The sequence below is a fragment of the Rhodoglobus sp. GW821-FHT12B09 genome (genome assembly GCF_058809925.1).
The window spans coordinates 833,222-856,292 of sequence record NZ_JBXATB010000001.1 but is presented as its reverse complement, the minus strand read 5'-3'; the positions used below and the strand labels follow the sequence as shown (position 1 = coordinate 856,292).

General features: G+C 69.6%; 27 protein-coding genes and 1 tRNA gene. 7 read left to right on the top strand and 21 right to left on the bottom strand.

Translation table 11 applies throughout. The features are described 5' to 3' along the window. Nucleotides 1-3: 3 nt before the first annotated feature. The 7 genes from tatA to AC1RTC_RS04270 are packed head-to-tail and all read right to left on the bottom strand — an operon-like array spanning nt 4 to nt 5,319. Complete coding sequence (gene tatA / locus AC1RTC_RS04300) at nt 4-243, bottom strand: twin-arginine translocase TatA/TatE family subunit (protein ID WP_493154215.1); 240 nt, start codon at nt 241-243, stop codon at nt 4-6. Between the two features lie 50 nt (nt 244-293). Next, nucleotides 294-644, bottom strand: coding sequence for a hypothetical protein (locus AC1RTC_RS04295; RefSeq protein ID WP_493154214.1), 351 nt, complete (start codon nt 642-644; stop codon nt 294-296). Next, nucleotides 641-1,618, bottom strand: coding sequence for a helix-turn-helix transcriptional regulator (locus AC1RTC_RS04290; RefSeq protein WP_493154213.1), 978 nt, complete (start codon nt 1,616-1,618; stop codon nt 641-643). Before AC1RTC_RS04290 ends, AC1RTC_RS04295 begins: the two co-directional genes overlap by 4 nt. Next, on the bottom strand, nt 1,611-2,600 hold the full coding sequence (locus AC1RTC_RS04285; RefSeq protein WP_493154212.1) for a helix-turn-helix transcriptional regulator: 990 nt from the start codon (nt 2,598-2,600) through the stop codon (nt 1,611-1,613). The genes AC1RTC_RS04290 and AC1RTC_RS04285 overlap by 8 nt, the downstream gene beginning before the upstream one ends. A 56-nt stretch (nt 2,601-2,656) precedes the next feature. Then, nucleotides 2,657-3,604 carry an FKBP-type peptidyl-prolyl cis-trans isomerase gene (locus AC1RTC_RS04280; RefSeq protein WP_493154211.1) on the bottom strand — a complete coding sequence of 316 codons (948 nt, stop codon included), beginning with the start codon at nt 3,602-3,604 and terminating at the stop codon, nt 2,657-2,659. Between the two features lie 51 nt (nt 3,605-3,655). After that, on the bottom strand, nt 3,656-4,651 hold the full coding sequence (locus AC1RTC_RS04275) for a tRNA (adenine-N1)-methyltransferase (RefSeq protein WP_493154210.1): 996 nt from the start codon (nt 4,649-4,651) through the stop codon (nt 3,656-3,658). Next, nucleotides 4,648-5,319: an HAD family hydrolase gene (locus AC1RTC_RS04270; RefSeq protein ID WP_493154209.1), complete on the bottom strand. Its 672-nt coding sequence runs from the start codon at nt 5,317-5,319 to the stop codon at nt 4,648-4,650. The genes AC1RTC_RS04275 and AC1RTC_RS04270 overlap by 4 nt, the downstream gene beginning before the upstream one ends. Nucleotides 5,320-5,386: 67 nt before the next feature. On the opposite strand from AC1RTC_RS04270, the gene AC1RTC_RS04265 reads away from it, so the two are divergent. Next, a complete protein-coding gene (locus AC1RTC_RS04265; RefSeq protein WP_493154208.1) occupies nt 5,387-6,325 on the top strand; it encodes a PAC2 family protein in 939 nt (312 codons plus the stop codon). A gap of 83 nt (nt 6,326-6,408) precedes the next feature. Here the strand turns inward: AC1RTC_RS04265 and mshC are convergent, their stop codons facing one another. From mshC to AC1RTC_RS04250, 3 genes are read right to left on the bottom strand one after another with little or no spacing between them, the layout of a single operon-like run. Continuing rightward, nucleotides 6,409-7,629 carry a cysteine--1-D-myo-inosityl 2-amino-2-deoxy-alpha-D-glucopyranoside ligase gene (gene mshC / locus AC1RTC_RS04260; RefSeq protein ID WP_493154207.1) on the bottom strand — a complete coding sequence of 407 codons (1,221 nt, stop codon included), beginning with the start codon at nt 7,627-7,629 and terminating at the stop codon, nt 6,409-6,411. 13 nt (nt 7,630-7,642) lie between these two features. Continuing rightward, nucleotides 7,643-8,494, bottom strand: coding sequence for an undecaprenyl-diphosphate phosphatase (locus tag AC1RTC_RS04255; RefSeq protein ID WP_493154206.1), 852 nt, complete (start codon nt 8,492-8,494; stop codon nt 7,643-7,645). A gap of 11 nt (nt 8,495-8,505) precedes the next feature. After that, on the bottom strand, nt 8,506-9,810 hold the full coding sequence (locus tag AC1RTC_RS04250; protein ID WP_493154205.1) for a M20/M25/M40 family metallo-hydrolase: 1,305 nt from the start codon (nt 9,808-9,810) through the stop codon (nt 8,506-8,508). 62 nt (nt 9,811-9,872) lie between these two features. Here AC1RTC_RS04250 and AC1RTC_RS04245 point away from each other — a divergent pair. The 3 genes from AC1RTC_RS04245 to AC1RTC_RS04235 all read left to right on the top strand — a co-directional run bounded on the left by AC1RTC_RS04245 (nt 9,873) and on the right by AC1RTC_RS04235 (nt 12,205). Further along, nucleotides 9,873-9,957: transfer RNA gene (locus AC1RTC_RS04245), tRNA-Leu, on the top strand. Nucleotides 9,958-10,154: 197 nt separating this feature from the next. Further along, on the top strand, nt 10,155-11,552 hold the full coding sequence (locus tag AC1RTC_RS04240) for a sensor histidine kinase (protein ID WP_493154204.1): 1,398 nt from the start codon (nt 10,155-10,157) through the stop codon (nt 11,550-11,552). Beyond that, nucleotides 11,549-12,205: a response regulator transcription factor gene (locus tag AC1RTC_RS04235; protein WP_493154203.1), complete on the top strand. Its 657-nt coding sequence runs from the start codon at nt 11,549-11,551 to the stop codon at nt 12,203-12,205. The genes AC1RTC_RS04240 and AC1RTC_RS04235 overlap by 4 nt, the downstream gene beginning before the upstream one ends. 21 nt (nt 12,206-12,226) lie before the next feature. On the opposite strand, the gene AC1RTC_RS04230 is transcribed toward AC1RTC_RS04235, so the two are convergent. The 10 genes from AC1RTC_RS04230 to AC1RTC_RS04185 all read right to left on the bottom strand — a co-directional run bounded on the left by AC1RTC_RS04230 (nt 12,227) and on the right by AC1RTC_RS04185 (nt 19,448). Further along, nucleotides 12,227-12,625, bottom strand: coding sequence for a hypothetical protein (locus AC1RTC_RS04230; protein WP_493154202.1), 399 nt, complete (start codon nt 12,623-12,625; stop codon nt 12,227-12,229). A gap of 94 nt (nt 12,626-12,719) precedes the next feature. Then, nucleotides 12,720-13,019: a hypothetical protein gene (locus tag AC1RTC_RS04225; RefSeq protein WP_493154201.1), complete on the bottom strand. Its 300-nt coding sequence runs from the start codon at nt 13,017-13,019 to the stop codon at nt 12,720-12,722. A 46-nt stretch (nt 13,020-13,065) separates the two neighbouring features. Then, a complete protein-coding gene (locus tag AC1RTC_RS04220; protein ID WP_493154200.1) occupies nt 13,066-13,671 on the bottom strand; it encodes a hypothetical protein in 606 nt (201 codons plus the stop codon). 2 nt (nt 13,672-13,673) lie between these two features. Further along, nucleotides 13,674-14,369, bottom strand: a complete 696-nt coding sequence (locus tag AC1RTC_RS04215) for an endonuclease/exonuclease/phosphatase family protein (protein WP_493154283.1) — start codon at nt 14,367-14,369, stop codon at nt 13,674-13,676. A 121-nt stretch (nt 14,370-14,490) separates the two neighbouring features. Beyond that, nucleotides 14,491-14,940: a MarR family winged helix-turn-helix transcriptional regulator gene (locus AC1RTC_RS04210; protein WP_493154199.1), complete on the bottom strand. Its 450-nt coding sequence runs from the start codon at nt 14,938-14,940 to the stop codon at nt 14,491-14,493. Between the two features lie 9 nt (nt 14,941-14,949). Next, the gene (locus AC1RTC_RS04205; protein ID WP_493154198.1) at nt 14,950-15,777 is read right to left on the bottom strand and encodes a phosphotransferase; all 828 of its coding nucleotides are present in this window, start codon (nt 15,775-15,777) and stop codon (nt 14,950-14,952) included. After that, nucleotides 15,774-16,532, bottom strand: a complete 759-nt coding sequence (locus AC1RTC_RS04200; protein WP_493154197.1) for a class I SAM-dependent methyltransferase — start codon at nt 16,530-16,532, stop codon at nt 15,774-15,776. Before AC1RTC_RS04200 ends, AC1RTC_RS04205 begins: the two co-directional genes overlap by 4 nt. 9 nt (nt 16,533-16,541) lie before the next feature. Next, nucleotides 16,542-16,934 (bottom strand): PPOX class F420-dependent oxidoreductase, encoded by a 393-nt coding sequence (locus AC1RTC_RS04195; RefSeq protein WP_493154196.1) that lies wholly within the window; start codon nt 16,932-16,934, stop codon nt 16,542-16,544. Between the two features lie 15 nt (nt 16,935-16,949). Then, entirely contained in the window at nt 16,950-17,858 is a 909-nt protein-coding gene (locus AC1RTC_RS04190) for a J domain-containing protein (protein ID WP_493154195.1), read from the bottom strand. Nucleotides 17,859-17,888: 30 nt separating this feature from the next. Next, complete coding sequence (locus AC1RTC_RS04185) at nt 17,889-19,448, bottom strand: AMP-binding protein (RefSeq protein WP_493154194.1); 1,560 nt, start codon at nt 19,446-19,448, stop codon at nt 17,889-17,891. 61 nt (nt 19,449-19,509) lie between these two features. Between AC1RTC_RS04185 and AC1RTC_RS04180 the strand changes: the two genes are divergently transcribed. Continuing rightward, nucleotides 19,510-19,998, top strand: coding sequence for a glutathione peroxidase (locus AC1RTC_RS04180; RefSeq protein ID WP_493154193.1), 489 nt, complete (start codon nt 19,510-19,512; stop codon nt 19,996-19,998). Between the two features lie 48 nt (nt 19,999-20,046). Further along, the gene (locus AC1RTC_RS04175; RefSeq protein ID WP_493154192.1) at nt 20,047-20,715 is read left to right on the top strand and encodes a histidine phosphatase family protein; all 669 of its coding nucleotides are present in this window, start codon (nt 20,047-20,049) and stop codon (nt 20,713-20,715) included. On the opposite strand, the gene AC1RTC_RS04170 is transcribed toward AC1RTC_RS04175, so the two are convergent. After that, nucleotides 20,712-22,538, bottom strand: a complete 1,827-nt coding sequence (locus AC1RTC_RS04170) for a DUF2207 domain-containing protein (protein WP_493154191.1) — start codon at nt 22,536-22,538, stop codon at nt 20,712-20,714. The genes AC1RTC_RS04175 and AC1RTC_RS04170 overlap by 4 nt on opposite strands. 32 nt (nt 22,539-22,570) lie before the next feature. Here AC1RTC_RS04170 and AC1RTC_RS04165 point away from each other — a divergent pair, with 32 nt between their 5' ends. Further along, nucleotides 22,571-23,071 (top strand): GNAT family N-acetyltransferase, encoded by a 501-nt coding sequence (locus tag AC1RTC_RS04165; protein ID WP_493154190.1) that lies wholly within the window; start codon nt 22,571-22,573, stop codon nt 23,069-23,071.

Below are 23,071 nucleotides of genomic sequence, written 5' to 3'. Positions count from 1 at the left end.
AGGCTACGGCTTCGGCTTGGCGGAGGTGTCGCTGTCGGCGGTGCTGTCAGCGGGGTCGGCCGGAGCGGGGACATCCTTGCCGTTCTCGTCCTTCATCGTCTTCATCTCGCCGCGGAAGATGCGCATCGACTGGCCGATGCTCTTGGCGAGACCGGGGAGCTTGGGCGCGCCGAACAGCAGCACGACGATGACGAGGATGGCGATGAGGTGCGGCCAGCCGAATGCGTTGCCGAAGATGCCCATCGTGTACTCCCTGCTCGGTGATGACTAGTGCTGCTGTCCCATGATAACCGTCAGCGGTACCAGTCGGCGGGCCACGGCACTTTCGCAGCATCGACGGAGGTGATGCGGCGGGCGCGCTCCATTCGGCGCCGGTGCCGCTCGCTGCGGCGCTGGGCGCGGTGCTGCTTCCGCGCCTCCTCGCGTGCGCGGATGTCGCGAAGGTCCGCCAGAACGGCGATCGCGGGCTTCGGCAGTTCTGCCTCGTCGATGTCGAGCAGCTCTGCGGTCTGCGCGAGCTCGCCCACGTCGTCGAGGAGCCTCATCGCCTTCCGGAACAGCCACCACAGCAGGAGCGCCACTGTGGCGAGGAGGGCGAGCACGAGACCCGTCCAGATGAGCAGCCAGCCCCACCACTGGATCATGAGCGGTACCGCGCGGCACCGGCCGCTGCCCACTCGGCCACCACCGCGCGGGCTTCCGGCGGCCCGACGACGGTGGCGACGCCGGCCATGCTCGCCACGAGCCGTTTTAGGCCGTGGTAGTGCGAGACCCGCACCGTGGTGCGCAGGCGGCCGTCGTGCTCGACGGTCTCCGCGTTCTCAGGGATGTAGTCCGCGAGCAGCGGGGCGGCGCCCGGTGCGATGTCGATAGTCACGATGAGATCGTCGACCGAGCCCTCGAAGAGCTTGTCGGGCAGTGAGACGTCGGTCGCGCCGTGCGTGATCGGCTCGGCGGTGACCTCGGGGTTCGAGATGCGGTCGAGCCGGAAGGTGCGCACCGCCTCGCGGAGGTGGTCCCAGCCCCGGAGGTACCAGTCGGCGTCGACGGACTCCACGCGCAGCGGGTCGACCCTGCGGCGCTCGGCCTGGCCCTGCGAGTTGAGGTAGTCGAAGGAGAGCTGCACGCCCTTCGTCACCGACTCGCGTGCGAGGGCGAGTGTGTCATCGGCCTCCGACGCCTCGACGGCGACCTGGCTCGGCTCGGCGGAGGCGCCTCGGGAGAGCTTCGCGGTCAGGGTGGCGATGGCTTCGCGGTCGGCGTTCTCGGGAAGCGCCGACAGGTACTGCAGCCCCGCGATGAGGGCAGCGGCCTCACGGGCAGAGAACCGCGGCGAGTCGTCGATCGCGACGAGGTTGGTAATGACGATCTCGTCGTTCTCCTCGAAGTCGTCCCACGCGATGTCGAACAGGTCGCCGTGCTGGTAGGCGGCGGTGTCGCCCGGGATGCCCGAGACGCCGATCAGGCGCACGGCCTCCCGCACCTGCTCCTCGGGCACGCCGAAGTGCTTCGCGGCCGTCGGCACGCTCACGCGGTCGTGGTCCATCAGGTACGGCACCAGGGACAGCAGGAACGCGAGCTTGTCCTGTGCCTGCCGCGGTTTGGCGCGCTCAGCCATGGTCGGCCGCCGATCGCTCGAGGCGGGCGCGCACGGCGTCCCGCAGGTCGGGCGGGGAGATCACGAGCGCCTCGGGCCCGAAGCTCGCGAGTTCGTCCGCAAAGATGTTCGTGTCGGAGTAGTGAAGTTCGAGCGCTCCGGATGCCGCGACGCTCGAGCCCCTCCGTCGGCGCAGCCGGGTCGCGGCATCCGTACCGGGCTCGACTTCGACGATCGCCGTGTTGCGGTTCCAGAGGTCCTCGAGCTCCAGGAGCGCTCGGTCCTTCGTGTCGGCCGGGGGTGGCGGGAACGTCTTGGTGAGAGTGGCGACCTGGCTCACGATGCGGCGCAGCAGGAACGTCTTGCTCGTGCCGTTCTCGTCGGCGTACAGGTGCCAGCGACCCTGGTGCTGCACGAGCGCGAGAGGTGCCACGGTGCGCACGCTCGCCTCCGCGTCGCCGGGCTTGAGGTAGGCGAACCGCACGAACTGCCGCTTCTCGAGCGCGGCGCCGAGGGGCTCGAAGGCCGCGTCGCGCACCCTCACGCGCGGGGCGTAGGTGAGCACGGGCTCGGCGGTCGCGACCCCGAGCGACCGGAGCTTCATGATCGCCCGGCGCGACTCCCCCGAGATCGAGCCCTCGCGCCACACCATGGCGGCGAGATTGAGAAGCGCGGTCTCCTCCGGTGAGAACGCAATATCGGCGGGCAGCTCATAGGCGCCGCGCGGGATGCGGTAGCGCAGGTTCTGGTTGTTGCCGGCCTGCCCTGGGCTGTCGATGGTCTCCAGCGGCACGCCGAGCTCGCGGATGTCGTCCTTGTCGCGCTCGAACTGGCGCTCAAGGTTGGAGTTGTCGCCGGAGTGCGAGAACTTCTGGCTGTAGCCCTGCACAGTGGAGAGGATCTCGTTCTTGGTGAGACCCGAATCGGTCGCCAGTAGCGCGAGGACGAGACTGAAGAGCCTCTCCTCCACGGGAACCCTGCTGGCGGAACCTTCTGCTGGCACGAGTGAAATCCTCATCTTCCAAGGTCAGGACACCCGGCCAGTGTCGATTGTTCGCGTTACTGGGCTATACCCAGGATGTCGAAGACGTAGACCAGAGTATCGCCCGCCGTAACCCCGGCGGGAAGAGTCGCGGAGCCGAATCCCTCGTCGGGCGAGACGACCACGAGCAGCTGCGAGCCGACCTTCTGGCCGATCACAGCCTTGGCGAGACCGGGGACGAGGCCCGCGCCGCTCGCATCGAGGTCGGCGGCCGTCACGGTGGTCGGCGCGTTGTTGTCCCACGTGGAGAGGAAGGTCGTCTTGGCGCCCCAGACCGCGCCGGTGATGTTGGCGATCACGGCGTCGCCCTTCTTCACGGTCGCGCCGTTGCCCTGCTTGAGCGCGATGGCGCCGAGGCCCTTCGGCACATCGGACCCGGCGAAGGTGAGGCCGGCCTGGCCGTTGGGCGCGAGCGCCACCGAGGGGTAGCCGGCCTGGGGCACCTGGTCGGCGCCGTTGGCCTTGCCCAGGAACGTGTCCTGGATGTCGGAGACGACCACGAGGGTCTCCTTGGAGTCGATGCCGAGGGCGTCAGGGCCGAAGAGCTCGGAGGCCGTTCCCGTGGTGACGACGCGCGAGCCCTCGGTCGCGCACGCGAGCGCCTCGGTGAACGGGAATGTTCCGTGGGTGACGAACAGGCGCAGCTTCACTCCCGTGATCGGGCCGCTCTGGGTGGGCAGCGCCTCGCCGGTCTCGCCGACGTAGATGCTCACGGTCACATCGATGCCGCTGTCAGCAGTGACCTTGTCGCCGTCGCCGGCGGTTGCCACTGCGAGCTGCGCCTTCTTGGACACGAGCGGCGTGGGGAACTCGGCTTTCGGGTCCTCGCCGAACTTCCCCTTGGCGGTGACGAGCGAGGCGTTCGTGCCGTTGTCGCACCCGGAGAAGGCCTGGGGCGCCGACGTGCACGCCGCAAGGGAAGCCAGAAGGCCGGCGGCCAGGACGACGCTGACGAGCTTGCGCACTGGAACTCTCTTCTCGAATGGGTACTGCGTGGAGACGGACACCGGGAAATACTACCCGGCAGCAGGGCTCTCGCCCTGCGCGGCAGCTGCGGCCGCGTTGGCCTCGCGGCCCATCTTGCGCAGGCGCTTGTCGCTGGCGACACGCTCCCCGACGGCGCCGGGCGTCCACGCCTCGACATCCTCGTCCGAGTAGTCGGATTTCGAGGCGCGGCGCTTCAGCGCGGGGAGCACGGCACCCGGGGCGAGGCGGCGAGCGGTCATGAGGAATCCGGTGTGCCCGATCATCCGGTGGTCGGGGCGCACGGCGAGACCCTCGACGTGCCAGGTGCGCACCATCGTCTCGCTCGGCTCGGGGTCGGTGAACTGGCCGGATGCCCGGATCGCCTCGGCCACGCGCGACAGCTGGGTCACGGTCGCGATGTAGCAGATGAGCACTCCCCCGGGCGTGAGGGCGGTGGCGCACTCGTCGATGCACTCCCACGGGGCGAGCATGTCGAGCACGATGCGGTCGACGGACCCGGCCTCGAGCGTCGCGGGCATGGCCTCCTGCAGGTCGCCTACGGTGACTGTCCAGTTGTCGGGCGTCGCGCCCAAGAACGTGGCGACGTTCCCCTTCGCGACGTCGGAGAACTCCTCGCGGCGCTCGAACGAGTGGAGGTGCCCCTCGGGTCCGATCGCGCGCAGCAGCCAGAGCGAGAGCGCGCCGGAGCCCACGCCTGCTTCGACCACTGTCGCGCCGGGGAAGATGTCGGCCTGCCCGAGGATCTGCGCGGCATCCTTCGGGTAGATGATGGCTGCGCCGCGCGGCATCGACATGACGAAGTCCGTCAGGAGCGGGCGGAGGGCGAGGTACTCGACACCGTTGCTCGACACGACGACCGAGGCATCCGGCTGACCGATGATGAGGTCGTGGCTCAGCACGCCCTGGTGGGTGTGGAACGTGCCGCCCACCTCGAGCGTGACCGTGTTGAGACGGCCCTTCGGCCCGGTGAGCTGCACTCGGTCGCCGACGCGGAAGGGGCCGCTCTGGCGGCGCAGGGCAGTCACCGCGCCTCCACGGCCGAGAACGCCCCAGCGAGGTCGGCGACGGACCGGCCGTGGAGCGTGGGCCACAGCACGTGGGCGACATCCTCGGGCAGGTCGACCATGAACGGGACGCCGATCACGACGGCGCCGGCGGCGGCTGCAGAGCGGATGCCCGGCTCGGAGTCCTCGATGGCGACGCAGTGCGCGGGGTCGACTCCCAGCAGCTCAGCGCCGCGGAGGTAGGACTCGGGGTGCGGCTTGCTGTTGGCGACGTCATCGCCGGAGACGACCGCGTCGAATCCGACGAAGCCGAGTCGGTCGGCGATGTGGTGCGCCATGCGGCCGATCGACATGGTGACGAGCGCGGTCGGGATGCCCTCCGCGCGCAGTTCCGTCAGAAGCTCCCGAGCACCCGGGCGCCACGGGATGCCGAACTCGACGAGCTGCTGGAGCACGCGGTCCGTGAGGATGTCGATGATCTCCAGCTCGGGCAGGTCTACGCCCTTGGCCTTGATGATGGTGGCCGACTGGAACAGGCCGGAGCCGACCAGCTGCAGGGCCTCCTCGTGCGTCCAGCTGCCGCCGAACGACTCGATGAGCTCGGTCTCGGCGGAGATCCAGTACGGCTCCGTGTTGACGAGGGTGCCGTCCATGTCCCACAGGACGGCGGCGGGGAGGGTTGGGGTCACAACCGACCATCGTAGTTCTATCCTTGATAGCAGCCCGGTCATACGGCTCGGGCGGTGAGGGGAACCAGTGGCAGACCAGTTCGCGAGCGGCAGACTTCTCGTGGTCGCCTTCGAGGGCTGGAACGACGCGGGCGAGGCGGCAAGTGGCGCCGTCCGCACCCTCAAGGACCTGCTCGACCTCTACCCGATCGCCGAGGTCGATCCCGAGGACTACTTCGACTACCAGTTCAACCGGCCCTCCGTCGCCGCCGACGAGAACGGCGATCGCCAGATCATCTGGCCGGGGGTCACGATCTACGGGCCAACGCGCCCCAACGCTGCGGCCGCGACCGGGCTCGCCGACGACGCAGAGCTGCGCGTGAGCGGGGACAACGGCTCGAACATCTACCTGCTCCTCGGCACCGAGCCCTCCCGCGGCTGGAAGACTTTCACCCGCGAGGTGCTCGACGTGATCGAGATGAACGAGATCACGTCGATCGTCTTCCTCGGTGCCATGCTGGCCGACGTTCCGCACTCGCGGCCCATCTCCGTCTTCACGAGCAGTGAGAACGCCGACGTCCGCGCGCAGCTCGGCATCGAGCGCTCCGGCTACGAGGGCCCGGTCGGAATTCTGTCCGTACTGGGAGATGCCGCGGAGAAGGCCGGCATCACGACCATGTCGATCTGGGCCTCCGTGCCGCACTACGTGCACAACGCCCCCTCCCCCAAGGCGACCCTCGCGATCTTGGACAAGCTCGAGGAGATCGTCGACGTGGTGATCCCCCGTGGGGACCTCGTCACCGAGGCGCAGGCGTGGGAGAGCGGCATTGACGCGCTCGCCGGGGACGACGACGATATGGCCTCCTACATCGAGCAGCTGGAGCAGGCCCGCGACACCGTGGACTCCCCTGAGGCGAGCGGCGAGGCCATCGCGCAGGAGTTCGAGCGGTACTTGCGGCGCGGCGGGGACGGCAAGCCCGGTGACGGCACGGCGGGCGACGAGCCCTGGCGGCCGAAGCCCGAGTAGGGCGGGTTGAGTAGGGCGCTCTGGCGCTCGTATCGAAACCAGGGCGTGGTCTGAGCCGGTTTCGATACGAGCGCCAGAGCGCTCTACTCGACCAGCCGGATGCCGAGCAGGGCCTGGATCGCGGCGAGGTCTCCCCTGGCCGGTCCCGCGCCCGACATCACTGCTGCGTCGACGAGCGCGAGGGCGGCTGGCGCGTCGAGGTCGTGCGCCAGGGCATCCCGAATGCCCTGGAGGAGCGGCTTGCCCGCCGTCGGCCGCCGCGCCCACTCGGACCATGCGCCCAGGCGGGCCACGCCGGCGTCGAGCAGAGCCTCGGTCCACTCCCAGTCGGCGCGGTAGTGCTGGGAGAGGAGTGAGAGCCGGATGGCCCGGGGGTCGACGCCCGCGCCGGTGAGCTCCGACACCAGGACGAGGTTGCCGAGTGACTTGCTCATCTTCTCGCCCCGGTAGGCGACGAGGCCGGCGTGGGCGTAGACGGCCGAGTGGTCACGGCCGGTGAGCGCCGCCGTGTGGCCGGCCGTGAACTCGTGGTGCGGGAATACGAGGTCGCGACCGCCGCCCTGGACGGTGAGCGGCACGTCCATGTAGTCCTGGGCGATGACGGAGCACTCGATGTGCCAGCCCGGGCGGCCCGGCCCGAGCTCGCCGCCGGGCCAGCTGGGCTCGCCCTCGCGCTCGCCCCGCCAGAGCACCGGGTCGAGCGGGTCGCGCTTGCCCGGGGTGTCGGGGTCGCCTCCGCGCTCCGCGGAGAGGACGAGCATCGTGTCGCGGTCGAGGCGGCTCTCCTGGCCGAGATGCCACGGGGATGCCGCGGCCGCGGCCGCGCTGTCGAAGTACACGTCGCGGCCCACCCGGTACCCGATGCCGCTCTGGAGCAGCCGCTCGACCGCGCCCACGATCGACGGCACCAGCTCGGTGACCGCGAGGTAGTGGTCGGGCGGGATCACCGAGAGGCTCTGCATGTCGCCGCGGAAGAGCTCGATCTGCGCCGCGGCGAGGTCGCGCCAGTCGACGCCGGTGGCCCGCGCGCGCTCCAGCAGCGGGTCGTCGACGTCGGTGATGTTCTGCACGTAGGTGACGTCATAGCCCGCGTCCAGCCACAGCCGCAGGACGGTGTCGTAGGCGAGGTAGGTCGCGGCGTGGCCGAGGTGGGTGGCGTCGTAGGGCGTGATGCCGCAGACGTAGAGGTTCGCGATAGCGGCCGGGCGGGCCTCGATGAGCGCCTGCGAGGGGGTGTCCCAGAGCCGCGGCAGCGGGCCGTGGCCGGGGAGGCGCGGAACCTCGGGGCGGTTCCAGGACTTCACGGGTCCAGCGTACCTAGAGCGGCTGGATGATCCCCAGCGAGAGCAGCACGATGAGTGCGACACCGAGCAGGATCCGGTACACGACGAACGGCAGGAACGAGCGCTTCTCGATGTAGCGCATGAGGAACGCGATCACGGCGTAGCCGACGCCGAACGCGACCACCGTGGCGAGAAGCGTCTCCGGGTAGCCGTACACGCCCCGGGGCTCGCCGAAGCTGTGCACCAGCTCGTACAGGCCGCTGCCGAACACGGCGGGGATGGCGAGCAGGAATCCGTAGCGTGCCGCCGCCGGCCGGGTATAGCCGAGCGCCAGCCCCGCCGACATCGTGGCGCCGGAGCGCGATACGCCCGGCACGAGGGCGAGGATCTGGGCGAGCCCGATGAGGATGCCGTCGCGGAAGGTCAGCTGCTCGATCGGCTTGGTGCGCTTGCCGAGGTAGTCGGCCAGACCCAGGATGATGCCGAACACGATGAGGACGATCGCGATGATCCACAGCGAGCGGAAGGTGCTGCGGATCGTGTCTTGCGCGAGGAAGCCCACGATCACGATCGGGATGGTGCCGATGATGATCAGCCAGCCCAGGCGCACGTCCGGGTCGTCCTTGGGGATCGCCACGGCGTGCGAGCCCTTGCTCGTGCCGAAGTGGCGGAACCAGCGGCCGATGATGCGCGCGATGTCCTTGCGGAAGTAGAGGATCACCGCCAGCTCCGTGCCGATCTGCGTGATCGCCGTGAACGTCGCCCCGGGGTCCACCGCGCCCGGAAGGAAGGTGCCGGCAATGCGCAGGTGCGCGCTCGACGAGATCGGCAGGAATTCCGTGAGGCCCTGGATAAGACCGAGGATGATCGCCTCGATAAAGCCCATGCGGCCCTCCGTCAGTAGTTCGCGAGCAGGTCTCCGAGAACCCGCCTGCCAAAGACTAATGCGTCCAGCGGCACGCGCTCGTCAACGCCGTGGAACATCCCCGGGAAGTCGAGGTCGGCGGGCAGCTGCAGCGGGGCGAAACCGTACCCGGCGATGCCGAGCTGGGAGAGCGCCTTGTTGTCGGTGCCCCCGGAGAGCAGGTACGGCAGCACGGGGGCGCCCGGGTCGGCGGACTTCAGTGCACCGACCATCGCGTCGACGAGCGGCCCGTCGAAGGTGTTCTCCAGTCCGATGTCGCGGTGCAGCACCACTACCTCGATGTCGTCGCCGACGAGTTCGCGCACGCGGGCGAGCACGGCATCCTCGTCGCCCGGGAGGGTGCGGATGTCGATGAGCGCCTCCGCGACGTCCGGGATCACGTTGTGCTTGTAGCCCGCCTTCAACAGCGTCGGGTTCGTCGTCGTGCGCAGAGTCGCCTGGATGAACCCGGCCGCGGTCCCCGTGCTCAGCACGATCTCGTCCGGCCCGGTGCGCTGTGCGTCGAGGCCCATCAGCTCCGCGATCTCGGCGACGAGCTGCTCCGTGGTGGCGGTCAGCTGTACCGGCCACTCCTGCTCGCCGATCGTCGCGACGGCCCGCGCCAGCTTGGTGACGGCGTTGTTCCGGATGACACGGCTGCCGTGCGCGGCCGTCCCCCGCGCCACGAGCTTGATCCAGACCAGGGCCTTCTCGCCGGTCTGCAGCAGGTACGAGCGCCGTCCGTTGAGGTGGACCGAGTAGCCGCCCACCTCGCTGATCGCCTCCGCCGCCCCTTCGAACAGGTCCGGCCGCGTGTCGACGACGTGGTGGGCGCCGAACACGCCGCCGTTCTCCTCGTCCGAGAAGAAGGCCACGATGAGGTCCCGCTGGGGCTGCCCGCCGCCGCCCAGGATGTCCTGCAGTGACGTGACGATCATGGCGTCCATGTTCTTCATATCGACGGCGCCGCGGCCCCACAGGAGGCCGTCCTTGACCACGCCCTCGAACGGGTCGACCGTCCAGTTCGCGGGATCTGCCGGCACGACGTCCGTGTGGCCGTGCACGACGAGCGCGGGCTTGCCCCGATCGGCACCCTCGACCCGGGCGATGACGCTCGTGCGGCCGGGCGCGGCATCCACGTACTCGGTCTTGAGGCCCAGCCCCTCGAGGATCGCGCCCAGATACTCGGCGGCCTCGGTCTCGCCGTTCGAGCGCCCCTCCCCGTAGTTCGTGGTGTCGAACCGGATCAGATCGCGGGCGATGCGGGCAGTCTCTTCGAGGTCTTGCGGCTGCGTCATTCGACCACGCTATCAGCGTGCTATTCTCTTACCTCGGTGCTCCTGCGAAGGAAATCCACTGCGCGCGGATGGCGGAAATGGCAGACGCGCTAGCTTGAGGTGCTAGTGCCCGTATAGGGCGTGGGGGTTCAAGTCCCCCTTCGCGCACAAACGAATGAAGACGCTCTTACGAGGGCGTCTTCTTTCGTTAACCAGGTGGGTTGAGTAGGCCGCCCACGGCCATATCGAAACCTCGCATCACCCATCGGTTTCGATACGCGCGCCAGCGCGCACTGCTCAACCCGCCTGTGGCCGGTAAGAACACTCTCACCCGGCAGATCGGCCCCAGCACGCATAATCAACTCATGCGCACAGTCCGGCGACCCCTGCGCTCGGTGCGGGCGCGCATCCTCGCCACGATGCTCGCGCTCGCAGCGGTGGGCATGGCACTCGCCGGCGGCGCCGCCTACGCGATCCAGCGCGAGCGCACCCTCGTGCAGATCGACGAGCGCCTCAGCGACGCGGTCGACGATGCGGCATTCATCGCGAGGGATGCCGCGGCGCCAGATCTCGAGGGTGCGCTCTCCGCCCTGGTGCAGAGGCTGCGGCCCGCGCCCGGCGAGGGCACCTTCGCGCTCCTGGGAGGCACGCGGGCGCTGGTGCCCGGCGGCGAGGTGCTCCTGCACCCGGAACGGGACGCGGCGTTCGTCGCCCGGCTGGCGCTCGAGACATCCGGCGGCGAGGTAGTCCGGGGCACCGCGGTCGTGGGCGGCGCTCCCCTGCGCTACGTGGCGATCCCCGTGACCGTGGAGGGCGAGTCATCCACCGGTCTGTTCGTGGTGGTGACCGACCTGGGTGCCGAGCTCTCGCCCCTCAACGACGCGTTCGCGACGTTCGCGGTCGTTGCGGTCGTCGCTCTGCTCGCGGTGGGGCTAGTGGGCTGGGCAGTGGCGGGCCGGCTGCTCGCGCCGATCCGCCGGCTGCGCGAGACCGCGGCGCGGATCACGGCCTCCGACCCGTCCGAGCGCATCGAGGTTGTCGGTACCGACGACGTGTCCGAGCTCACCGGAACGGTGAACGACATGCTCGACCGGCTCGACGGCGCGCTCCAGGGGCAGCGCAGGCTCCTCGACGATGTCGGGCACGAGCTGAAGACGCCGATCACGATCGTGCGCGGCCACCTCGAGGTCATGAGCCCGGATGATCCCGCCGACGTCGCTGCGACGCAGGCCCTGGCGCTCGACGAGCTCGACCGCATGTCGGGCCTCGTGCGCGACATCGCCGAGCTCTCCGACCTGCACCGCCCGCTGCGCATCTCCCCCGAGCCGGCCCCGATCGCCGCCCTCACCCAGACGGTGCGGCTGAAGGCCGCAGCGCTCTCCGCCGGCCACACGTGGACCGTCACGCGCGCCGCCGAGGTCACCGCGGTCCTGGACCCGGAACGGCTCACCCAGGCGCTCCTGCAGCTCGCCACGAACGCTGTGACCCACGGGCCGGCGGGCGGGGAGATCCGCATCGCCAGCTCGCTCCGGGATGCCCGGCTCCTCTTCACCGTCTCCGACGACGGCCCCGGCGTGGAAGGGGCGGCCGCCACCGAGGTCTTCGAGCGCTTCGCCCGTGGACAGTCCGGCGGGCGCGGCACACAGGGCTCCGGCCTCGGCCTCGCCATCGTCGCAGCGATCGCGGCAGCCCACGGCGGCAGCGCGTCCGCCCAGGGCTCGACCTTCACTATCGACATCCCGTTCATCGAGGGGGCGCTGTGAGCCGGATCCTGATCGCCGAGGATGAGGCGCGCATCTCCTCCTTCATCGACAAGGGCCTGCGCGCGGCGGGCTTCACGACCATCGTCGTGTCGACGGGGCCGGATGCCCTGGAGCACGCGCTCGCGGGAGACGCCGACCTGCTCGTGCTCGACCTCGGCCTGCCGGGCATCGACGGCTACGAGGTGATGCGGAGGCTGCGCGCGGCGGGCGTGACGATACCCGTGATCGTGCTGACGGCGCGCACCTCCGCGGCGGACACCCTCGCGAGCCTCGAGGGCGGGGCGAACGACTACATGCCCAAGCCCTTCCGGTTCGACGAGCTGCTCGCGCGGGTGCGGCTGCGCCTCGCCGACGCCGGACGGGTGGTGGAGACCGTGCTCGCCGCCGGGGACCTCGAGCTCGACCTGCACACCAGGCGGGCGCTGGTCGACGGGCGCGAGATCGAGCTCTCTGCCCGGGAGTTCGCGCTGGCCGAGGAGCTCATCAGGCACGCCGGCCGGGTGCTGAGCCGCGAGCAACTTCTGAGCCGGGTGTGGGGCTATGACTTCGATCCAGGCTCGAACGTGGTGGATGTCTACGTGGGCTACCTGCGCACCAAGCTGGGTGCCGAGCGCATCGAGACCGTGCGCGGGATGGGGTACCGGCTGCGCTGACCCGGCACCCCGTCCGCACCGTCAGTCGTCGCTGCCGTGGCCCGAGTTGTCGTCCGACCCACCGTGGTCGTCATCACCGTGGGAGTTGCCCGGGCCGCTGTTGTCATCCCTGCCAGAGTCGTCACTGCCGGAGACGTCTCCGCCGTGGTCGTCGCCGATGTCGTGGGTGGCCGGGTCGTCGTTCCCGTTGTCGTCATTCACATCGTGCGTCGCGGGGTCGTCCGAGCCGTGGTCGTCGCCGACGTCGTGCGTGGCCGGGTCGTCCGTGTGCGTGACGCTGGGGCTCGGGAGGGGGCTCGGGGTCGTGGCGACCGGGTCGTCACCGCCGGCCTGGGCGAACGCGACGCCGGTGGCACCGAGGACGCCGGCGAGCACGATCGCGGATGCTGCCGCGAAGCGGCGGGGTGTGAGGAGTGACATGAGCTGCCTTTCGTCAGTGCGGCGGAACCACCGCACCCTCAGGCTCTCGACAGGCTCTAAGGCCAGCACGAGAGGACGATGAGAGGGCTCTTAGTCAGCCGTCGTCTCCGCCGCCCTTGCCTGAGTTGTCGTCGTTGCCGCCCCGGTTGCCGTTGTCCCCGCCGTGGTCGTCGAGGTCGACGCTCACGGGCGGAGGGGCGTCCACCACGTCGGGCGAGTCGTCTGCGGTCGGGGACGGCGTGCTCGACGGCCCCGGGGTCACGGAGACGGCGGGAACGTCGAGGGGACGCCCCGCCTCATCGGCGATGCCGGCGCCGCTCACGAGCACCACCGCGAGCACGGTCGCTGCTGCGCCGACGATGCCCACGACTATCCAGGTCCCCACAGATCGCATGGTCCCATTGTCGCCGCTGCCGGCGGAGGGCGGCGTGAGAGTTCTCTTAGCCGGCGTACTTCTCGAGCCCCGCGGCTCCCTGCACGACGGTCGGGTCGAGCACCTCGATCACGGAAGGGCAGCTGGCCGGTGCTCCGGCGGCGCTCCACACCCGGACGGCGGCGCCCACCCCCGGCACCTGGGCCTGCAGCAGCATCCGGGCCGAGTCGGTGCGGCGGCGCCACGTCCCGCTCAGCTGAGTGCCCGCCATGACGGTGAGGTCGATGCTGCTCACCGAGCCGTCCTCGATCGTCGAGACCTCGCGGGCGACAACCGTCCCCGCCGTGGGGCGCGCTGTGCCCAGCCACTCCGTCCACTGGGACTGCGCGAGCGCGCGCTCATTGCCGGTTCGAATGGCCGACGCGTAGCCGGCCCAGAGCGCAACGCTGATCCCGACCAGGAAGACAGTGAAGAGGAGCGAGAACCACCAGCCCGGGGTCTCAGCGGTCCACAGCACCCAGACCAGGACGCAGGTGACCACGCTCTCCACCGTCAGCACCGCGGCGAGGACGGCACGGGCGCCGGGCTTCATCGCCCCGCCGATACGGAGGTCTGCGGGCGGTGACTCCTCCCCCCACTGCTGCAGGAGGTGGACGACGTTGGCCTGCGGCATGCTCAGGCCGCGGCATCCTTGTCGGCAGGCGTGCCGTACGCGGCGGTGACGAGGATCGGGATGTGGTCGGACGACCCGCGCGGCATCGTCTCGACGTTCTCGATGGTGAAGCCCTGCGACGTCACGAAGTCGAAGTGACCGCGGAAGAACTTGTACGCCGTGTAGGTGCGGCGGTCGCTCAGCGTCAGGTCGTAGCCGGACTTGGCCACCTTGTCGGAGAGCCCGTCCTGGAAGAGCGGGTAGTTGTAGTCGCCGACCATGATGATCGGCACGCCGGAGCCGAGCTCTTGGAGCAGCTCGTGGGCGGCCTTGATCTGCTTGCGCCGCAGCGAGTTGAGCGCGGTCAACGGGGCTGCGTGGAAGGAGGCCAGGACGAGCTCGTGGCCCGACTCGCGGTCGACCAGCTTCGCCCCGACGAGGCGCTCAGGGGTGGGCGAGAAGATCAGGTCGTGGAGCGACTTCTTCAGCTCGAACGACTGGCTCGCGACCTGCTCGTAGCGGTCGCGGCGGTAGTACACGGCGAGCCCGAGACGGTTGCTCTTCGTCGCGTCGGCGAGGTGCAGGTCGCCGATCTCGGGCGGAAGCTCAGCCGCGATGCACTCCTGCAGGCAGAGCGCATCCAGATCGGGAGTCTTCGCCAGTTCGACGAGCTCCTTCATGGCGCGGTTCTTGCGGAGGTTGTAGCTGATGACTCTGATCAATGACCTGCGTACCTTCCCGAACGAAGACACCAGCCTAAGTGCCCTGAGTGGTATTCGATGTCATCGCCGGATACGACAGGCCCAACCTTGCCGCATGTCCCGGCGAACAGCGGGTGAACTAACGTCCGAGCCGCTCGAGGATCTTCGCCATGATGCGGTCGAGATCGGCGACGTCCGACACGTCCAGGTTCTCGAACACCAGGTCGCGCACTGTCGCGACGTGGCCGGGCGCCGTAGCGACGACCTTCTGCCAGCCCGACTCGGTGAGGGTGGCGACAGTGGCGCGCCGGTCGTCCGGGCACTGGGACCGCTCGAGGTACCCGCGTGCCTCGAGGCGGGATGCGACGTGGGAGAGCCTCGGCAGCGAGGCGTTCGTCAGTTCGGCGAGGGCGGTCATCCGCAGGGTGCGCCCGGGCGCCTCGGAGAGCATGGCGAGGGTGAAGTAGTCGAAGTGGCTGAGTTCGGCATCCCGCCGCAGCTGCGAGTCGAGCGCGCCGGGCAGCAGCTCGACGACCTCGATGAGCTTGCGCCACGCCGCCTGCTGCGCGTCGTCGAGCCACTCGGTCATCTGCCGATCCTACGTGCGGACAGGGCGGCCCTCGCCGAGTGCCCTCTCGATGTCGTCCGCGCTCGCCCGGAGCCACTCCCCGCGTCGCCGGATGACATCGCCGACGCCCTCGCGCCACATCCGCTCCCAGCCGCCGCCGAGCGTCTCGGCGCGCAGCTTCATCCGCCGGTAGCTCAGGTCGGCCCGCCGGGCGCCGAATTCGGCGATCCCCCGGCGCTCCTCGGCCGTCCAGCCGTAGGCGTCGGCGAACACGCGGAGCCGCGCTAGTTGGTCGACCTCCTGGCGGAGGTCCTCCGGAGCGCGCAGCGGCACCCAGTGCATGGCGGTGTTGAACGAGTCGATGAGCCGGGTCGTCGGGCCTGCGAGGTCGAAGTCGACGACACCGACCGCCTCACCGCCGCGCACCACCGTGTTCTGCGGAGTCACGTCGAGGTGGCTGACGAGCTCGAACTCGTCCTGCGCGACGGACTGCGGCGGGAACGGCTCCACGGGCACATACCCGGCGGATGCCTCGTGGAGCCGCCGCACCAGGCGGCCGACGGATGCCAGGAGGGCGTCCGTGAGAGCCCACTCGGGCAGGTCGTCCCCGGGGACATCGCCGTCGAGGAACGTGAGCACGTCGCGCCCCTGGCCGTCGAGGCCGAGGAACCGCGGGCTGCCGTCGAACCCCGCGGACTCGAGGTGGTCGAGGTAGGCGGCGACCGCCCAGGACTGCTCCTGGTGCGGACGCCGCACGGTGCCCCCGACCCGCACGACGCCGTCTGTCACGTCGCCCTTCGGCAGCGCGACCTCGACATCGTCGGGACCGGTGTACCGGCGCTCGCGGGGAGGGATCACGGCTTGCGGGCCACGAGGAGTGCGCGGCGCGATTGGGAGAGGAACGAGCCGTGCTCGGCGATGTGGTCGTAGAGCGCGCTCAGCCGGTCGCGGTACTTCTCGACGCTGAAGTCGGGAACGGTCCAGATCACCTTGCGCAGGAACACGACGACCGAGGTCACGTCGAAGAACTCGACCCGCAGCGACTCCTGCCGCACGTCGAGCACCTCGAGCCCGGCCCCTTCGGCTCCGGCGCGCAGGCGCTCGGTGGCGGGAACCGGGTCGACCGGCTGCGGCCCCATCATGAACTCGTACAGCTCGCGGTTGGTGCCGTGCACCACCTGCTGCGTGAGGAAGGTGCCGCCGTGCGCGAGCACCCGGGAGATCTCCGCCCACGGGGTGACCTCGGGGAGCCGCGAGACGACCAGGTTGAACGCCCTGTCCTCGAACGGCAGCGGCGCCTCATCGGCCACGTGCGCCACAGTCGCGCCGAGCGGCTCGAGGTTCCGGCGCGCGATCGCGAGGTTCGGCGGCCACGACTCGGTCGCGGCGATCCGCCCCGGCAGGCGCGCTGCCGCTCGGAGAGCGCGGGAGTAGACCTCCCCGCCTCCCGTCTCGATGTCGAGACTGGCCGTTGCGGTGCCGAGAGCCGAGGTGACGCGGCCCGAGTAGCCCCACGACGGGCGCTCCTCGGTCGCGTGGCCCTCGAACCAGGAGAAGTCCCAGCCATCGACGTCGACGGCCTGGCCCGCCGCGAGCTGTTCCTCGAAGTCCATGGTCCGACGCTACTGGGTGGTCGTGCTCTCGATGCTCATCACGAGCACCACCCGGTCGGGGCTGTCCTTGGGCGGCTGCTGGGCCGGGTTGCCGTAGCGCTTGCCGAGCACGACGTAGAACTCCCCCTCCGGGTCGGGGATCACCTCGATGAGCCGGCCGCGCACCTCGAGGTAGTGGAACGGGTTCTCGGGGTCGATGATCGCGAGGCTCATCGACGGGTTGTGCATGAGATTGCGGTACTTCGCGCGCTTCGTCGTGTGGGTGAAGCGAATCGTCTCGCCGTCGTACAGGAACCACATGGGGTTGACCTGCACCGTGTCATCCGGCCGAATCGTGCCGAGGTAGGCGTAGTTCGGGTCTTCGAGAAGAGGGACGAGGTGCTCAGGGATGACGGTGCTCATGATTCCAGTGAACCATCAGGCGTAGCGGACTCTTCCCAACCGCGTGCGGATGTCGAACAGCTCGTTGCCCCCGATCGGCTGCGCGCCCTCGATCCCCTGTCGGAGCAGCATCGCCAGGTACGACTGGGCCACGGCGACCGCGGGGGTGCCGCGGACTTTGCCCAGGCTGGTGACGGGCTCGTCGATCGCGCCGTCCGGGAGGACGATCACAAGCCCCGTGAAGGTGACCCGCAGCTCCCGAGCGAGCGACTTGGCACGGGCGGCGAGCTCGTGGACCGGCTGCTCCCCCGCGAGCGACTCGCCGATGAGCTCGCTCTTGCGCACGCGAACGGGCCCGCCGAAGTCCTCGGAGAGCATCGCGTAGAGCCCGGTCGGCCCGAGCACGATGTGGTCGATCTTGCGCTCGGAGTCGCCGACGGCCACGTCGTGCCAGACCGTGAATCCGATGCCGAGAGTGTTGATGGTGCGCGCCGTCGACTCCTCGGCGAGGGCGTCGGCGAGCGTGTGCCTGATCTCGCGCGGTGCGCTGCGCACGAGCACGGGGTCGTACGGGTCGTCGACGGCAACACCACGGCCGACCCACTCGCGCAGTTGGTCGAGGTACCGCTCACGCCTCCATCCGCCGGGATGCCCGTACGAGCGCGTGCTCGGGCGGGTGTCCTGCCGCGGCCGGGCGGCCTGGGCGGTGAACGCCGCGCGGTCCTGCGTTGCTCCGCGGCCGGCGTCGTACGCGGCGCGCCTCGCGGGGGTGCTCACGCGGTCCCACGCGAGCTGAACCGCGTTGAAGCGCTGCGGGTCGCCGCCGGTGTCGGGGTGCGTCTCGCGCAGCGCCTTCCGGAACGCGCGTCGCAGCTCGTCGTCGGTGGCCGACGCCGGAACCCCGAGGATCTCGTACGGGCTCGCGGAGAGCGGACTGTCGGGCACCCCGCAAGAATAGACGACGCTCGCTGAGGGCTATTTGCCCTTCAGGTCCTTCCTCAGGATCTTGCCGGAGCTCGACTTGGGCACCGCCTCGATGAACGCGACCTGGCGCACCTTCTTGTGCGGCGCAACGCGCTCGGCGACGAAGGCCATCACGACCTCCTCGTCGAGGTCGGCGTCGGCGACCCGCACCACGAAGGCCTTCGGCACCTCCTGGCCGTCGGCGTCGGGCGCGCCCACCACCGCGGCGTCAGCGATGAGGGGGTGGGTGAGCAGGAGCGCCTCGAGCTCGGCCGGCGCCACCTGGTAGCCCTTGTACTTGATGAGCTCCTTGAGCCGGTCCACGATCCAGAAGACACCGTCGGCATCGACACGGGCGATATCGCCCGTGTGGAGGAACCCGTCCGCGTCGAGGGTGTCGCGCGTCGCGTCGTCCCGTCCGAGGTACCCGAGCATGATGTTCGGACCGCGCACCAGGAGCTCGCCGGGCGCGTCTGTCGCGGCATCCTCACCCGTCTCGACATCGACGATGCGGCACTCGACGTTGGCGACCGGTACGCCGATCGAGCCCAGCGGGATGTCGTCGCGCTCCGGCGGGATCACGTGCGAGACCGGGCTCATCTCGGTCATGCCGTAGCCCTGGCGCACTCGCGTGCTGAGGCGCGCGGCAACCGCGTTCGCCAGGGCCGTGTCGAACGGCGCGGCCCCCGACAGGATTGCGCGCACCGACGACAGGTCGTACTGGTCGACAAGGGGGTGCTTCGCGAGGGCGACGGCGATGGGCGGCGCGATGAACAGGTAGGTGCAGCCGTGATCCTGGATGATGCGGAGGAACTCGGGCAGGTCGAACTTGGGCATCGTCACCAGGCGCGCGCGGCGGCTCAGGGCGATGTTGAGGAGCACGGTCATCCCGTAGATGTGGAAGAACGGCAGCAGCGCCAGCACCCGGTCGTCGCGCTCGACGTCGAGCACGGGCCTGCACTGCACGACGTTCGCGACCAGGTTGGTGTGGCTGAGCTTGACGCCCTTGGCGAGGCCCGTCGTGCCGGACGAGTACGGCAGCACGGCGAGGTGGGTGGCAGGATCGAAGGCCACCTCCGGCGCAGGCGCCTGCTGGGTGAGCAGGTCTTTGAGCGAGGGATGCCCCTCCGCCCCGTCGATGACGATGAGGTGGTCTGCGTCGATGCCGACAGCGCCCGCGGCCTCGAGGACCTGCGGCAGTAGCGGCGACACGGTGAACAGGAACTCGGCGCCGGAGTCCCGCAGCTGGCTCGCGATCTCCTCGGGCGTGTAGAGCGAGTTGATCGTCGTGGCCGTTGCACCGGCGCGCAGGATGCCGTGGAAGACGCTCGCGAAGACGGGGACGTTCGGGCAGAGCATCCCGATCACTGTTCCCACGCTCGCGCCGCGCGCGGCAAGCGCTCCCGCGACGCCGTTGATCTGGCCCACGAGCTGGGCGTAGGTGGTCTCCGCGCCGGACGGCCCGTCGACGAGCGCGACGCGATCGGCATCCTCTGGGCTGAGATCCGCGAACAGGAAGTCGTAGACGCTGAGGTTCGGAATGGTCTCGTCGGGGAACGGACTGCGGAACACGTGATCTCCTTTGATCGACATTCCGATCATATTCCCGGCATTGCGGGCATATGTTGTGGACGTGACCACTATTTCTGAGATCCCCCTCACCACCATCGACGGAGCCAAGACCTCCCTCGCCGACTTCGACGACAAGGTCGTCCTCATTGTGAACGTCGCCTCCCGCTGCGGCCTCGCGCCGCAGTACGAGAAGCTCGAGGAGCTGCAGAAGACCTACGGCGACCGCGGCTTCACCGTGCTCGGCTTCCCGAGCAACCAGTTCCTGCAGGAGCTCGGAAGCACCGACGCCATCAAGGAGTACTGCTCCCTGACGTGGGGTGTCACTTTCCCGATGTTCGACAAGGTCAAGGTGAACGGCAAGAACGCCCACCCGCTGTACAAGGAGCTCACCAAGACCGAGGACGCCTCGGGCAAGGCCGGCAAGGTGCAGTGGAACTTCGAGAAGTTCGTGATCGCCAACGGCGTCGTGCACCGCTTCCGCCCGAAGACCGAGCCGGATGCCCCCGAGATCGTCTCCCTGATTGAGGAGACTCTCGCCGACAAGGCCTGAGCAACGGCCGTTCCCCGGACGTTCACCGGGCCGACCTAGGCTTGGGGGGTGCGCCTCCTTCTCATCCGCCACGGTCAGACTCCCGCGAATGTCGACGGGCGGCTCAGTACCGCGGCCCCCGGCCCCGGGCTCACCACGCTCGGAGAGCGGCAGGCCGTCATGATCCCCCGCGCCCTCCGTGGCACAGCCGTGGACGGCCTGTATGCGAGTGTGCTGGTGCGCACACAGCTCACCGCCCGCCCTCTGGCCGAGGACCGCGGGCTCGACGTGCGAGTGCTGCAGGGCATCCATGAGATCGAGGCCGGCGACCTCGAGGACCTGCGCGACCGCGCTAGCGTGCGCACCTACCTGGAGACGGCCTTCGCCTGGGGATCGGGCGACCTCTCCCCCGCGATGCCCGGGGGCACCGACGGCCACGAGTTCTTCGAGCGGTTCGACGCGGACATTGCGACAGTGGCGGCGGCGCATGGGAACGCCGTGGTCGTGAGCCACGGTGCCGCGATCCGGGTGTGGGTCGCCGGTCGCGCGACGAACGTGCCGCCGATGTACGCGGGCGAGCACGACATCGACAACACGGGCGTGATCGAGCTCGACGGCTCTCCCCAGGACGGCTGGACACTGGTCAGCTGGCAGGGCACGCCCGTGGGCGGTGCACAACTGGCGGATGCCACGGCCGAGGACCCGACCGGCGAGACCCTCGCCGAAGCGGCGGACTAGCGCCCGCCGCCGCCGCCCCCGCCGCCGCCCCCGCCGGAGAAGCCCCCACCGAACGAGCCGCCGCTGAAGGTGGATCCGAAGCTGCTGCCGCTGCTCGACCAGCTCGTGCCGCTGCCGGAGACCGGCGGGTTGATCGTGGTCTGGAAGCCGCCGATGGCGTTCGAGAACACTGCGGAGTTGAAGGCGGTCTGGCCCACGAACCAGTCCGGCTGCTGTGTCGGATCGGCCTCGATCCGCACGGCGAGCTCCTTCGACCACTGGTCCTCGACGCCCCAGAGCACGGCCCAGGGCAGGAGCTTCTCGTAGAGCTTGATCATCTCCTGGTTGTTGCCGACGTCGATGCGGTCGGCGCCCGTCGGGCTCTGCAGAAACTTCAGGCGCTCCTCCTCCGCCACGGTGAGGTAGAGCCGCATGCCGAGGAGGTACTCGTGCGCCTCGGCGCCCTTCGCCGTGAACCGCAGCGGCCGTCGCGAGAGCACGGCGGTGGCGATGAACGCCACGGTGCCCACCAGGACTGTCGGCCACAGGAAGCTGCTCACGTTGTTGAAGGTGCCCGCGGAGACGACCAGCGTGCCGATGGCAAGGAGGCCGAGCACGATCTGGACCCCCACGAGGGCGATGCCGACTCCCCGCCCCGGCGGGCGCTCCTTGAACCCCGCGCTCTCCAGGGAGTCGTTGGCCTTCGTTCCGAGCGCGGACAGCTCCTGCGCCTCGGACTGCTGCGACTCCCCGAACGGCGTCGTCACACCCGCCTCCGGGCTCTCGCCGAAGAGGATGGCGAGGATCGCCTGGTCCTCGGCATTGGCGCCGTCCGAGCCGAGGTACTGGAGGGAGTACGGCTCGTCGGTGCCCTCCACCGCGTAGGCGAGGATCCGGATGTTCTTGCGCACCGCCAGCCGCACGAGGGCGGCCGGGATCGCTGCAGTTCCGCGCGACTCGAGGTAGGCGGACTGCAGAATCGTGATACCCTCCGGCTCCGAGTACTGGGCGATGACCGTGCCGCGGCCGGCGGCTCCCCTGCCCGACCGGACGCGGGCCGCGATCGCGGCCCCGAGTGTTCCGAGGCCGAGCACCCCGAGAGCGCCGGAGATCAGGTCCACGTACCACGGGATGGGCTGGACCACTCCGCGAGTGGGAACGGGCGCCACGAACGTCCCGCTCTCGAAGCCGACGACGAGTGTGACGTTCTCGCGCGCGCCGACGTTGTCGACCGACACCGAGAAGTTCGGCGACTCCGCAGTGACGGGGCAGGTGTCCGTCGAATCCTGCGGGCCGGTGTAGCAGGCGTTGTTACCGGACAGCGATGACTCGAGCGAGGGGTCGACGTGCAGGACGCCCGACACGGTGCCGAACGGCTGGTCCCACCCGGTGCCGTTGAGGTCCCAGTAGAACTCGTCGGAGTTCGTGTCGTCGAAGTGCCGGACGACGTTCTCCTGCGTGTAGGTGATGACGTAGGTGGTCGTGCCGTGCACGAACTCGTCAGTGCCGAGCGAGACGTCGAGGAAGTCGCCGTCGGCGTACAGCTCGTACACGACCGGCGCGCCGTTCTCGTCGACTACCGAGCTCACCCGGGTGTTCAGGTCGACCCCGTCGTAGTCGTTGGGGATGGCGCGAATGATCCCCCGGTTCTGATCGAAATCAGGGAACACCGCCACGAGCGTCTCCACGACCGCCAGCTGGGACGTGCCGTCGGCGGCCCGCGTCAGCGTGTAGTCGGCGTGGTAGGAGTCGAACGTGAAGTCCGAGGTGTCGGCGTGCGCGGCGGCCGGAACCGCCAGGAACGCGAGCACGAGCAGGAGTACGGGGCCCAGTAGTCGTCTCACGCCCCCGAGCCTAGGTCAGCTAGCGTCGGAGCATGGCGACGGAGTTGATCACGGAGCGGTTGATCTTGCGCACAGTCCGCGTCTCCGATGCCTCTGTGCAGCGAGAACTCTGGACTGAGCGCGACCCTCGTGTACCCGCGCACCGCCGCATTGACGCGGACGGCCACCCCACGCGGGCCGAGCTTGAGGAGCGAATCCGTGCGGCCGCCGAGCCGGGCCTGCTCATGGTGTCGGCTGCTGGCGACGTGATCGGCTACTGCGGGCTCATTGACAACGCCCACGGACAGCCCGACGAGCCGGAGATCGCGTACGAGTTCCTCCGTCGTGCGTGGGGCCACGGCTACGCCACCGAGGCTGCCGAAGCCGTGATCGTGTGGGCCCGTGAGTCCGGCTACGGACGCCTGTGGGCGACGGTGCGTGACTGGAACACCGCGTCGCGTCGGGTGCTCGCCAAGCTCGGCTTCGTCGAGACCGACCGTGTGGACCACGATCCCGTGCACGGCGACAGTATCTACACGACCTTGGAGCTGTGA

Bases quoted from the DNA above. Each gene is read 5' to 3' on its own strand.
- AC1RTC_RS04240 (WP_493154204.1), top strand. From the start codon at position 10,155: ATGCGCACAGTCCGGCGACCCCTGCGCTCGGTGCGGGCGCGCATCCTC.
- AC1RTC_RS04290 (WP_493154213.1), bottom strand. From the start codon at position 1,618: ATGGCTGAGCGCGCCAAACCGCGGCAGGCACAGGACAAGCTCGCGTTC.
- tatA (WP_493154215.1), bottom strand. From the start codon at position 243: ATGGGCATCTTCGGCAACGCATTCGGCTGGCCGCACCTCATCGCCATC.
- AC1RTC_RS04225 (WP_493154201.1), bottom strand. From the start codon at position 13,019: ATGCGATCTGTGGGGACCTGGATAGTCGTGGGCATCGTCGGCGCAGCA.
- AC1RTC_RS04250 (WP_493154205.1), bottom strand. From the start codon at position 9,810: ATGACGCAGCCGCAAGACCTCGAAGAGACTGCCCGCATCGCCCGCGAT.
- AC1RTC_RS04230 (WP_493154202.1), bottom strand. From the start codon at position 12,625: ATGTCACTCCTCACACCCCGCCGCTTCGCGGCAGCATCCGCGATCGTG.
- AC1RTC_RS04165 (WP_493154190.1), top strand. From the start codon at position 22,571: ATGGCGACGGAGTTGATCACGGAGCGGTTGATCTTGCGCACAGTCCGC.
- AC1RTC_RS04210 (WP_493154199.1), bottom strand. From the start codon at position 14,940: ATGACCGAGTGGCTCGACGACGCGCAGCAGGCGGCGTGGCGCAAGCTC.
- AC1RTC_RS04220 (WP_493154200.1), bottom strand. From the start codon at position 13,671: ATGCCGCAGGCCAACGTCGTCCACCTCCTGCAGCAGTGGGGGGAGGAG.
- AC1RTC_RS04195 (WP_493154196.1), bottom strand. From the start codon at position 16,934: ATGAGCACCGTCATCCCTGAGCACCTCGTCCCTCTTCTCGAAGACCCG.
- AC1RTC_RS04295 (WP_493154214.1), bottom strand. From the start codon at position 644: ATGATCCAGTGGTGGGGCTGGCTGCTCATCTGGACGGGTCTCGTGCTC.
- AC1RTC_RS04200 (WP_493154197.1), bottom strand. From the start codon at position 16,532: ATGGACTTCGAGGAACAGCTCGCGGCGGGCCAGGCCGTCGACGTCGAT.
- AC1RTC_RS04255 (WP_493154206.1), bottom strand. From the start codon at position 8,494: ATGGGCTTTATCGAGGCGATCATCCTCGGTCTTATCCAGGGCCTCACG.